The sequence below is a fragment of the Amycolatopsis vancoresmycina genome (genome assembly GCF_000716785.1).
GTDB classification, from domain to species: Bacteria; Actinomycetota; Actinomycetes; order Mycobacteriales; family Pseudonocardiaceae; genus Amycolatopsis; species Amycolatopsis vancoresmycina.
Map to the genome: position 1 here is coordinate 1 of NZ_JNYY01000034.1, position 10,709 is coordinate 10,709.

Sequence of the window (10,709 nt, forward strand, 5' to 3'; positions counted from 1 at the left end):
GCGGAGCTGATCATCGACCGCAACGCCGAGGGCTACCGGTTCTGGAAGGACGAGCACGAGCAGGACCCGAAGGAGTGGCAGCGGTTCGGGGCGAGGATCCGGGAGCTGACCGGTGGGGAGGACCCGGACATCGTGTTCGAGCACCCGGGCCGGGAGACCTTCGGGGCGTCGGTCTACGCCGCGCGCAAGGGCGGCACGATCGTGACCTGCGCGTCGACGTCGGGGTATGTGCACCAGTACGACAACCGGTACCTGTGGATGAACCTCAAGCGGATCATCGGCTCCCACTTCGCCAACTACCGCGAGTCGTGGGAGGCCAACCGGCTGATCGCGAAGGGCCTGATCCACCCGACCCGCGGCGCGTGAGCCGTGCGCAGGCTCAGGGCTCGGGTTCGGCGGCGACGGCCGCCTCGCCGATCCGGCGGCCGATCTCCTGCAGCTGCCGCTGCTGCGCCTTGCTCAGCGGGTCGAACACCAGCCGGCGCACCTCGGCGACATGCCCGGGCGCGGCGTCGACCAGCTTGTCCCAGCCCGCGTCGGTGAGCGTCGCCAGCGTGTAGCGGCCGTCTTCGGGATCGGGCCGCCGGGTCACCCAGCCGACCTTCTCCATCCGCTTCACCACGTGCGACAACCGGGACAGCGAGCCGTCGGCGAGCACGGCCAGGATGCTCATGCGCAGCGTCCGGTCCGGGGCCTCGGACAGCCCGGCCAGCACCTGGTACTCGAAGAAGGTGACGCCGGAGTCGCGCTGCAGCTGGGCGTGCAGCGCCGACGGCACCCGGATCAGCAGACTTGCCAGTGCAATCCAGATCTCTCGCTCCCGTTCGTCGAGCCAGCGAGCTTCGTTCGTTTCCATAGCCTCATCCCGGATAGCCGTACCACGGAAACCTAGCGCAGAGCACTTGAAGGCTCAACTCAGATGACTTGACGCTTCAAGTCATGCGCTGCTAGCTTACGGCCAGTTGCCCCACATCGGAATCGGAGATGCCGAAGATCATGAATGTCGCACTCTGGATCATCGCGGGCCTGCTGGCGCTCGCGTTCCTGGCCGCAGGCGCGATGAAGCTGCTGCAACCCAAGGAGAAGCTCGCCGCCGCCGGCATGGCCTGGGCCGGCGACTACTCCAGCGGCTCGGTCAAGGGCATCGGTGCGATCGAAGTCCTCGGCGCACTCGGCCTGATCCTGCCGGCACTCCTGGTGATCGCGCCGATCCTGACCCCGATCGCGGCCCTCGGCCTGGCCATCGTGATGGTGGGCGCGATCGCCGTCCACATCCGCCGCAAGGAGAACCAGGCCCTGGCCGCCCCGGTGATCCTGCTCATCCTCTCCGCGATCGTGGCCTGGGGCCGGTTCGGCCCGTACGCGATCAGCTGAAGCTCGTCCTGGCGCCGGCGTGAGAGGCCGGCGTCAGTTCGTGTACACGGCGTCCTGGCCGTACAGCTCTTTCGTGAAGCTGGAGAGGTAGGCGTGCGAGTCACCGGCGCCGAGGTTGTAGGTCAGGTAGACGCCGTAGCCTTCGCTCACCGTCCGCCGGGCGAGGCCGGCGGCGGTGCTGGTGGGCGTCGCGGCGATCTGCACCGCCGCGGGCGAGAGCGCTGACTTGGGGAGCGCGATGGTCGGCACGCCCCAGGTTCCGTAGTACGGGTTCCAGGCGTAGTTGAACTTGGACGTGATGTCGACACCGCCGTAGGACAGCCGCGAGGCCGCCGGGCCGATGTTGTACAGCGAGATCAGCTTGCCGGGCATCGCCGCCCGCAAGGCCGAGACGAGGTACACGAACGAGCTCGCGTTGGGCTGGCCCGTGCCGTTGTTGCCGTACTCGGCGTATTCGTCGTCGAAGTCGATGCCGTCCAGCCCGTACTTGGTCACCGCGTCGGAAAGCTGCTTGGCGAACGCCGCGGCCGCCTGCTGGGACGGGAAATTGGCGAAACCGGCGCCCTGGTGGTTGCCCAGGATCGACAGCATCACCTTGATGCCCTTGGCCTGCAACGGGCGGACCTGCGTGCTCACGTTGTCCAGCACGCGCTGCACGTTCGGGTTGAAGGACAGGTACGCGGACCTGGTCGCGGTGTCGTAGTTGATGTTGGCGGCGAAGATGACGCCGATGTCGAACACGTTCCCGCCGCCGGACAGCGCGTACTTGCCGACGTTCAGCATGCTGTCGCTGTTCACCTCGACGTAGGCCACGGTGATCGGTCCGGCCTTGCGCGGCGTGCTCGCCGCGCTGGTACCTGTCGTCATGCCCGCCATGAGTGCGGCGCCTGCCAGCAACGCGGTGATCCGGCCGAGTTTGCGCACAGTGGACCAGCTCCCGTCGAAAGAGATGAACTCGCTCGCCCATGTACGTTCTTTTCCGGCACGGTGTCAAGGTTTGTGATCGAATACCGCGCCCGCTACCTCGGTTGGCCTACGCGGTTCGTCGGCCGGGCCCGCGGCTCAGTCCTCGGGCACGTCGACCGGGGACCACAGGCTCGGCAGGTTGACCACGATGCCTTCCTGGCTGCTGCGTGCGCAGGGGCTGGTGCCAGAGGTCGCTCACGGGAGGTCCTTTCAGGTGGCGACGCGGGCGGGCGCCGCGTGGTCGAGCAGGTCGGCGATGGTCGTGGCGCGCACCAGCGCACCAGCGCACCAGCGCGCCGGCAACCCGGTGAGCGTCTGCCAAGGCCACGAACGCGACCGCGGCGTCCGCGATGTGAGAACACCCGTCCCGCCTGCCGGGGCCCCTTAGGCTGCCGGACGTGACGACGATCGACGAACCCGGGGCGGCCGCCGCTCTGCCGCTGATCGACATCTCGCACTTCCGCGATCCCGCCGCCGACCGGGCCGCGTTCCTCGCCGGGCTGCGGCACGCGGCGCACGAGGTCGGGTTCTTCTACGTGGTCGGGCACGGCGTCCCGGACGAGATCACCACCGGGATCTTCGCCGTGGCGAAGGAGTTCTTCGCGCTGCCGGTCGAAGAGCGGCTGGCGATCGAGAACATCCACTCGCCGCAGTTCCGCGGCTACACGCGCACCGGCTACGAGTACACCGGCGGCACACCCGACTGGCGCGAGCAGATCGACATCGGCCCGGAACGGGAGCCCGTCGCGCCCGGTGGGCCCGCGTGGCAGCGCCTGATCGGTCCCAACCAGTGGCCGGCGGCGCTTCCCGGACTGCGGGAGACGACCTTGGCCTGGCAGGCCGAGGCCCTGCGCGTCAGCCGTGAGGTGCTGCGTGCGCTCGCCGCGGCGCTCGGGCAGGACGAGGGCTACTTCGACGCCTGGTTCGACGAAGAGGCGTCCACGCACGTCAAGATCGTCCGCTACCCGGGACGGCCGTCGGCGGAGCAGGACCAGGGCGTCGGCGCGCACCAGGACTACGGCTACCTCGCGTTGCTGCAGCAGGACGCAGTCGGTGGCCTGCAGGTGCGGGCGGCCGACGGCAGCTGGCTCGACGCCACACCGGTGCCGGGCAGCTTCGTGGTCAACATCGGGGAGATGCTGGAGATCGCCACCCGGGGCTACCTGAAGGCGACGCACCACCGCGTGGTCAGCCCGCCCACCGGGGTCGAACGGTTCTCCGTGCCGTTCTTCCTCGGGCCGCGGCTCGACGCCGTCGTGGCACCCCTGGAGCTCCCGGCGGAGCTGGCGGCCGGAGCCAGGGGCGTCAGCCAGGACGCGGACAACCCGCTGCACGCGGCTTTCGGGGAGAACGCGCTGGTCGGGTGGCTGCGGTCGCATCCTGAAGTGGCCGAGCGCTGGTGGTCCGATGTCCTGGCGGAGCGCGGATGACGGCGTTCGAGACCCGCCAGATCCACGCCGGGGCCCGGCCGGACCCGGCGACCGGCGCCCGGGCGACGCCGATCTACCAGAGCACGTCGTTCACCTTCGCCGACGCGCACCACGCCGCCGAAGCGTTCGCGTTGCGGGACCTGGAAACGCACGCCTACACGCGGTTGTCCAACCCGACGACCGCCGTCGTGGAGGAACGGCTCGCCGACCTCGAAGGCGGGGTGGCCGCGGTCGCGGTGGCCAGCGGGCAGGCCGCCTCGACGCTGGCGCTGCTGAACATCGCCCGCGCCGGCGACCACGTCGTCGCGGCCGCGAGCCTCTACGGCGGGACGTACAACCTGCTCGCCCACACCTTCGCCGACCTCGGGATTTCGGTCGGCTTCGTGCGTGATCCCGACGACCTGGCGGAATGGCGGGCCGCGATCCGGCCGGAGACGAAGGCGCTGTACGCCGAGACCGTCGGCAACCCGCGCGGCAACGTCCTGGACATCAGCGCGGTCGCCGAGGTCGCGCACACCGCCGGGGTGCCGCTGGTCGTCGACAACACCGTGCCGACGCCCTACCTCGCACGGCCCCTCGAACACGGCGCGGACATCGTCGTGCACTCGACGACGAAGTTCCTTTCCGGGCACGGCACCGGTATTGGCGGGATCGTCGTCGACGGCGGGAAGTTCGACTACACCGCCGAACCGGACCGCTGGCCGCAGCTGACCCGTCCGGACCCCAGCTACCACGGCCTGGTTTTCGGCCAGGAGTTCGGCGAGCTGGGGTATGCCCTTCGGCTGCGGACGAAGCTCGTCCGCGACCTCGGCCCGGCGGTATCACCGTTCACCAGTTTCCTGCTCCTGCAAGGCATCGAGACGTTGTCGCTGCGGATGGAGCGGCACGTCGAGAACGCTCACACGGTCGCCGCGTGGCTCGCCGAACGCACCGACGTCGAGGCGGTGCACTACGCCGGGCTGCCCGGCAGCCCGTGGCACGATACGGCCAAGCGGTACCTCTCGCTCGGTGTCGGCGCGGTCGTCGCCTTCGAGCTGAAGGGCGGTCTCGGCGCCGGACGGCGGTTCGTCGACCGGCTGCGGCTGTTCAGCCACCTCGCCAACATCGGCGACGTGCGCAGCCTGGTGATCCACCCGGCCTCCACCACGCACGCCCAGCTGGACGACGAGCAGCAGCGGGCGAGCGGGGTCACCCCGGGCCTGGTCCGGTTGTCGGTCGGCCTCGAAGGCGTCGACGACCTGCTGGCCGACCTGGCGCACGGACTGGAGGGCAGCGATGGCTGAGTTCACCGGAAGCCGCGGGAGGATCCACTATGGACACTGGACACCGCGTGAACCGAAGGCACTGGTCGTGTTCTTCCACGGCCTCGGCGAGCACATCGGCAGCTACGAGCCCTTCGCGGACGCGCTCACCGGCGCCGGGTTCGCGCTGTGGGCGCTCGACCACGCCGGGCACGGCCGCAGCGACGGCGAACGCGTCCTGATCGAGTCCGTCGACGACCTCCTCGCCGACGCCGCCACCCTCACCGGCCTCGCCCGCGACGCGCACCCCGGGCTGCCGCTGGTGATCGCGGGGCACTCGCTCGGCGCGACGGTCGCGGCCCTGCTCGTCGGCGAAGGCCGCCTGCCGGTGCGCCCGGTCGCGCTGGTGCTCGCCGGGTCGTCGCTGGTGCCCGACATGTCGAGCGGCCTGGTCGCGCTGCTGGCGAGCGGAATCGACCCGTGGGACCTGCGCAAGGACCCCGGCGAGCTGACCCGCCACCCCGGCTACGCCCAGCAGATCCGCGACGACCCGCTGACCTGGCAGGGCGGCCTCCGCCTGGAGACCCTGCGCGCCCTCGGCGAAGCCGCGCCACGGGCGGCCGCCGTCCTGGCGAAGCTCGACCTGCCGGTGCTCCTGCTGCACGGCGCGGACGACGACCTCGCCCCGGCCGCCGGCGCGCTGCGGGCGGCCGAGCTGCTGCCGGACGCGAAAGCCGTCGTCTTCCCCGAAGACCGCCACAACATCCTGAACGAGCTCGACCGCGACGACGTGTACCGCGTCTTCACCGGCTTCGCCGCCGAGCACGTCCGCAGCTGAACCCCGCGGTCAGGCGTATCGGGTCGGCCGGGGGAACGGGCCGGCCATCGCGGTGGCGAGGACCGCTTCGAAGTCGGGTGGTGGGGTCCATCGTGGTGGGCCGGCAGCCGGAATGGGCCCGCCGTGCACGGCTTGGCCCAGCGAGTACTGCGCGAAGGTGACGGCTGGGTGCGTTTCCGGGCCGGGGTCGCGGAGGTGGTGCAGCGCGGTGCGGTACCGCTCGGCGAGTTCGGTGTCCCTCACGAGGTGGAGCAGCGGGTCGTCGCCGGTGGGCAGCCGTGCCTCCAGCGTGAAGCTCGTCAGCCGCCGCAGCATGAACGCCGCAACGGTGCCGGCGGTGAGCTGGCCGGTGATTTCCTGGACGTCGTCCGGGTCGTAGACGGCGATCGCCCGGACGTTGCCGTTCCTGGCGGCGGCCCGGGGCACGAAGGTGTCGCATCGGACGCCGAGTTCGTCCGCGATCACCGGGACGGCGTCGGCGGGGACGTTCCACACCGCGGCGACCTGCGGGCTCCGCCACCAGCGGTCGCGGGTCGGGTTCACCCGGTCGACGACCTTCCGGTGTTCGACCTGGACGCCGGGCAGGCTGCCCAGCCAGTCCGCCAGGGCCCGGGCGTCCACGTCGATCCGCTCCGCGCCCCGGACGGTCCCGTCGGCCGTGCGCAGTTCCAGTTCGACACCGGCGGGTTCGGCGAGCTTCACGTGGTCGATGACGGCGATCGACCGCAGGTCACTGGTCCGCGTCGCCCCGGACAGCCGCTTGACGAGCACCCGGGCCGGATCCGGCCCGGGGGTCAGCTCGACCCACCGGGCGTCGGAGCGCAGACTCCAGGGCAGCACGACCGACAGCACCAGGCCGAGGGCGGCGAGGACGCCGCCGAGCACCAGGGCGGTGTGCCCCATCGCGGCCCAGCCGAAGACGACGGCGACCAGGGGCAGCACCACGGCGACGAGCAGCGGGCCGGCGACCGCGAACGGGATGGCCAGGCTGCCGGCCCAGGTCTTGGTCAGCAGGCGCGTGACTCGCGGCACGAACACCAGCCGCACCGTCCCGGACGACGTCGTCACCGCCGGGCGCAGCTGCTCGGGTACCGCTGAGGAAACGTCCACCGGCATCTCCTTCGGTCGAGCGACAGGCCGTCAGGCTACCTCGACCGCCCCGGGTTCGTGGCCGGATCCGAGGTGCCGCAAGCAAGGCAGCGCCTGCTCCGAACGGCGTCATAACACTTCGCGGCGGCGGAAGTCATATCCCCGCCGACCGGCCGCGATGCCGTCGACCCGCCGAAAGTCGCTGCCGCACAACGGAAAGCGCGTCCTAGCATCCGGATCCCCGTGGGCGGGAACCCCGCCGCCCCGTGACGAGGGAGACGCGCCGATGCGGAAGCTGCTTGCCGTTCTCTGCTGTGCCTTCGTGACCACGATCGCGGTGGCCGTCCCGGTTTCCGCGGCACCGGGCGGCACCGTGCCCGGCCTGACCGGCGCGGCCGCGAAAGCGGCGGCCGGGCCGATGGCCGAGAAGTTCCGCCAGCTGCGCCAACCGGCGTCCCTGGCGCAGCGGCACACGTTCTGGGGCCCGGAACCCCAGCTGTCCTCGGGCGCCGACGGCGTGGTCGTGACCCAGAGCATCACGCCGGGCCTGCGGATTTCCAACACCTCCGACGTCGTCTACGCCCCGACGATGAAGCCCACCGGGCACTCGTGCATCGAAGTCGTGACCGCGTACGGGCTCGGCGAAGCCGCGCAGGTCTGGGCCTGGGACTGGTGCCGTTCGGTGTCGCCGGCGAAGGTCGTCCCGATCGACTCCACCTTCCTGGCCACCTACACCAGCTCGGTGAACGGGCACCCGGCCTACACCGTCCAGGAGGTCCGGACCAGCTCGTCGGGCAACAGCTGGACGGCGTCGCTGCGCAACGTGAAGACCGGCGGGTGGGACACCCTGTTCAGCCAGAGCGGCAGCGACCAGAGTTCGCTGAACGAAGGGTGGGACATCTTCGAGCTGTATTCGACCCGCAATCCCGCCACCGGCAACGCCTACTACTGCTCGGACGCGCGCGGCGCGGTGTTCGAGTCGAGCTCGCTGCAGCTGCGGATCGGCGGGCGCTGGACCGACGCGTCGCCGTCGAACTCGCCGCTGCGCCCCACGGCGAACCCGCGCCCGGCCGACTACGACTGCTCGACCCTGCGGTTCGAGGTGCCGTCGCCGAACAGCACCTGGCGCGTCACCGTCTGAGCTCAGCCGGCCGGCAGCAGCTCGCGGCCGCCCGCGTGCCACCACGTGTCGAACGCGGCACTGCAGCCCTGCCGGCCGGCGTAGCTCGCGACGACGGCCGCGTGGATCTCCTCGGCGTGCGCCGCCACCGGCGTGCCCGGCCGGTAGCACAGCCGCAGCTCCTGCCACAGGGGTGCGCCCTCGATGGCCCGCACGGCGATGGTCCCGGGCTGGTCCCGGCGGGTCGCCAGCGCGGGTGCGACGGCCATGCCCGCGCCGACGAGGTCCAGCAGCGTCGCCAGGCACTGCGGCCGGTGCGGCTGGTCGAGGGCGACGCCGCGGCTGCGGCACACCCGCTGCAGGTACGCCGACCACCGCGTGGTGCCCGGCGGGTCGTCGGCCCACGGGTGCTCGCCGAGGCCGGCGAACGGCACCGCGCGTGTCCCGGCCAGCGGGTGGTCGGGGGAGAGGATGACGAAAACCGGCTCCCGGGGGTGCACCACCAGCGTTTCGACGCCCTCGGGGATCACCGCGCCGGGCAGCGGCGGCAGGTAGACCAGCGCGAGGTCCAGCCGGCCGGCGGCGAGCTGGGCGAGGGTGGCGGACTCGTCCGGGTCCTCGTGCACGCTGACACCGTGGCTCCACGGCCGTTCCCGCAGCCAGCGCGACACGGCGAGGTGCAGGAAACCGCAGTACCCGCCGACGCGCACCGGCCCGGCGGGCGCCCGCCGTTCCCCGATCCGCTCGGTCAGCGCGGACACCCCGGCCAGCACGGACCGCGCCTCGGCCACGACGTCGGCACCGAGCCGGGTGGGCACGCACCCGCTGGGGGACCGGACGAACAGCGCCCCGCCGACGGATCGTTCGACCCGGCCCAGCAGCCCCGAGAGGGCGGGCTGCGAGACGTGGAGGAGCCGGGCCGCCCGGCTCAGGCTCCGCGCGTCGGCCACGGCCACCAGCGCGCGCAGGTGGCGCAGTTCCAGCTCCACGGTCCCACTGTAGGCGGCTTGATCAGCGGGGACATCCGACTCGAGTCGGGCGGTCCTGCTCGCCATCCAGCTCGCGGGATCCGGGAACGACGCCGAATCAACGCCCGTTGACGTCCTGACTCGCTCAGGACCGGCGCGGCGGCAGGACCAGCAGGGTGATGGAATTCGCCGCGTACGTCGCGGCGACGCTGCCGCGGTGCACCGGCAGGTCCGCGCCCCGCACGATCGAGGCGAGATCGGCCGGGCTGTAGGTGAATCGCTGGGCCGTGCCGTTGCCGGGCAGGCCGGCGATCGACAGCGGGGCAGCCAGGTCGGTGCCCGTCTTGTTGATCACCATGAGCGTGAGGGCGCCGTCGCAACGGCGTTGTGCGCCGTAGATCGCGAGCTGTCCCTGGTCGGTGCTGGCCGCCGAGACGCTGACCTCGCCGAACTTGCTTCCGGTTCCGTCGTAGTCGCGGTACATCCGGAACGCGTACGCGGCGGGGTCGGTGGGCTTGGGCTCGCCCCAGATGGTGGCGAGATCGAGGCCTTCGCGGCCGAAGATGCCGAGGACGTCGGCTTCGGCGAGGGCGCCGTTGATGTCGTCGAGGGCGCCCCAGTTGTACTCGGTGATGGCGGTCTTGGTGCCCGGGTTGTACTGGGAGACCCACTTCTTCATCGTGCGGATGAACTGCAGGGGTGGCGCGTTGACCCCGCTCGGGCCGATCCAGGATTCCTCGACGTACGAGGGATCCCACAGCGAGCGCGTCGACCGCAGCCGCAGCGCGTTGGCTTCGGGGGTCTTGTCGCCGCTGATCTGGGGGTAGTAGTGCTGGTCGAAGTAGTCGAGCAGCCGCTTGCCCGCGGCGTCACCCGCGTCCTTCATGTTCTTCAGGAACCACTGGGACAGGTTGAGTCCGCCGTGGGCCGCGGCGTCGGCGCCCGGCGCGCACCCGTCCACCCCGGACGCGACCCATTCGCAGTAGCCCCAGCCCGACGGGCCGAGGACCGCCGCCCGCGGATCGGCGGCCTTGACGGCGGCCGCGGTCGCGGTGCTCTTGCTGCCCAGTTCGTCGTCGGACACGGGCTGGGGGTGGACGTCGCGGTGGGTCGAGCTCCACAGCACCGGTTCGTTGTCGAGTTCGTAGATCGGCACCCCGCCCCGTGCGGCCGGGCCGAACCGGCTCACCAGGTGCGAGACCATTTCGCCCGCGAAGGACGCGTCCGCCGGGACGGAGGTGTCGGTGGGTTCCGCTCCGGTGAGGTTCGTGTTGTTCAGCCGGCCGTTGCCGCAGTTGGCGTCCCACTGGTCGAACGAGTCCTGGCTGGGAAAGCGGGTGGCGGGAAAGCCGCAGGCGTGCGGCCACTCCGGCCCGTCTTTGGCCACCCAGCCGGACATCGGCACGGTGACGACCTGCTTGACGCCGTGGTCGCGGTTGCGCTGAACGTAGGCCTCGAGGGTGTTGTCCGGACCGGCGACGATGTTCTCGAAGTACCAGTCGCTTCCGGTGTTGTAGGTGTGGTTCTCGAAGTTGTAGCGGCTGCTGGCGTTGCCGCCCCAGCGTGAGACCGGCGTGCCGAGCTCGGCGACGAGGGCGGGGTCGCCGCCGTTCATCCCGTAGATGTCCGGGCTGATCGCGTGCCGCGCTGCGAACAGGTCCACCGACAGGCTGAGTGTGGTGG

The 10,709-nt window shown here is 71.3% G+C and carries 10 protein-coding genes and 1 pseudogene; 6 read left to right on the forward strand and 5 right to left on the reverse strand.

Annotated elements, in window-relative coordinates; all coding sequences use genetic code 11:
- Positions 1 to 354, forward strand: a pseudogene (locus OO60_RS42615) (zinc-binding dehydrogenase); the annotation flags it as partial.
- Positions 355 to 379: 25 nt separating this feature from the next.
- On the opposite strand, the gene OO60_RS42620 reads toward OO60_RS42615, so the two are convergent.
- Positions 380 to 856, reverse strand: coding sequence for a MarR family winged helix-turn-helix transcriptional regulator (locus OO60_RS42620; protein ID WP_004558861.1), 477 nt, complete (start codon positions 854 to 856; stop codon positions 380 to 382).
- Positions 857 to 996: 140 nt separating this feature from the next.
- Between OO60_RS42620 and OO60_RS42625 the strand changes: the two genes are divergently transcribed.
- Complete coding sequence (locus tag OO60_RS42625) at positions 997 to 1,374, forward strand: DoxX family protein (RefSeq protein WP_033263545.1); 378 nt, start codon at positions 997 to 999, stop codon at positions 1,372 to 1,374.
- 33 nt (positions 1,375 to 1,407) lie between these two features.
- Here the strand turns inward: OO60_RS42625 and OO60_RS42630 are convergent, their stop codons facing one another.
- On the reverse strand, positions 1,408 to 2,298 hold the full coding sequence (locus tag OO60_RS42630; RefSeq protein ID WP_004558859.1) for an endo-beta-N-acetylglucosaminidase H: 891 nt from the start codon (positions 2,296 to 2,298) through the stop codon (positions 1,408 to 1,410).
- A 440-nt stretch (positions 2,299 to 2,738) separates the two neighbouring features.
- Between OO60_RS42630 and OO60_RS42635 the strand changes: the two genes are divergently transcribed.
- Genes OO60_RS42635 through OO60_RS42645 form a run of 3 tightly spaced genes read left to right on the forward strand, consistent with a single transcriptional unit; the run spans position 2,739 to position 5,849 of the window.
- A complete protein-coding gene (locus OO60_RS42635) occupies positions 2,739 to 3,770 on the forward strand; it encodes an isopenicillin N synthase family dioxygenase (RefSeq protein ID WP_004558858.1) in 1,032 nt (343 codons plus the stop codon).
- The gene (locus tag OO60_RS42640; protein ID WP_004558857.1) at positions 3,767 to 5,053 is read left to right on the forward strand and encodes a bifunctional o-acetylhomoserine/o-acetylserine sulfhydrylase; all 1,287 of its coding nucleotides are present in this window, start codon (positions 3,767 to 3,769) and stop codon (positions 5,051 to 5,053) included. Before OO60_RS42635 ends, OO60_RS42640 begins: the two co-directional genes overlap by 4 nt.
- Positions 5,046 to 5,849: an alpha/beta fold hydrolase gene (locus OO60_RS42645; RefSeq protein WP_033263529.1), complete on the forward strand. Its 804-nt coding sequence runs from the start codon at positions 5,046 to 5,048 to the stop codon at positions 5,847 to 5,849. Before OO60_RS42640 ends, OO60_RS42645 begins: the two co-directional genes overlap by 8 nt.
- A 9-nt stretch (positions 5,850 to 5,858) precedes the next feature.
- On the opposite strand, the gene OO60_RS42650 is transcribed toward OO60_RS42645, so the two are convergent.
- Positions 5,859 to 6,959 carry a hypothetical protein gene (locus OO60_RS42650; protein WP_004558855.1) on the reverse strand — a complete coding sequence of 367 codons (1,101 nt, stop codon included), beginning with the start codon at positions 6,957 to 6,959 and terminating at the stop codon, positions 5,859 to 5,861.
- 265 nt (positions 6,960 to 7,224) lie between these two features.
- Here OO60_RS42650 and OO60_RS42655 point away from each other — a divergent pair, with 265 nt between their 5' ends.
- A complete protein-coding gene (locus OO60_RS42655) occupies positions 7,225 to 8,079 on the forward strand; it encodes a hypothetical protein (protein ID WP_004558854.1) in 855 nt (284 codons plus the stop codon).
- Positions 8,080 to 8,081: 2 nt separating this feature from the next.
- Here the strand turns inward: OO60_RS42655 and OO60_RS42660 are convergent, their stop codons facing one another.
- Entirely contained in the window at positions 8,082 to 9,047 is a 966-nt protein-coding gene (locus tag OO60_RS42660) for a LysR family transcriptional regulator (protein WP_004558853.1), read from the reverse strand.
- Positions 9,048 to 9,171: 124 nt separating this feature from the next.
- Complete coding sequence (locus OO60_RS42665) at positions 9,172 to 10,689, reverse strand: glycoside hydrolase family 44 protein (protein WP_004558852.1); 1,518 nt, start codon at positions 10,687 to 10,689, stop codon at positions 9,172 to 9,174.
- Positions 10,690 to 10,709 lie beyond the last annotated feature (20 nt).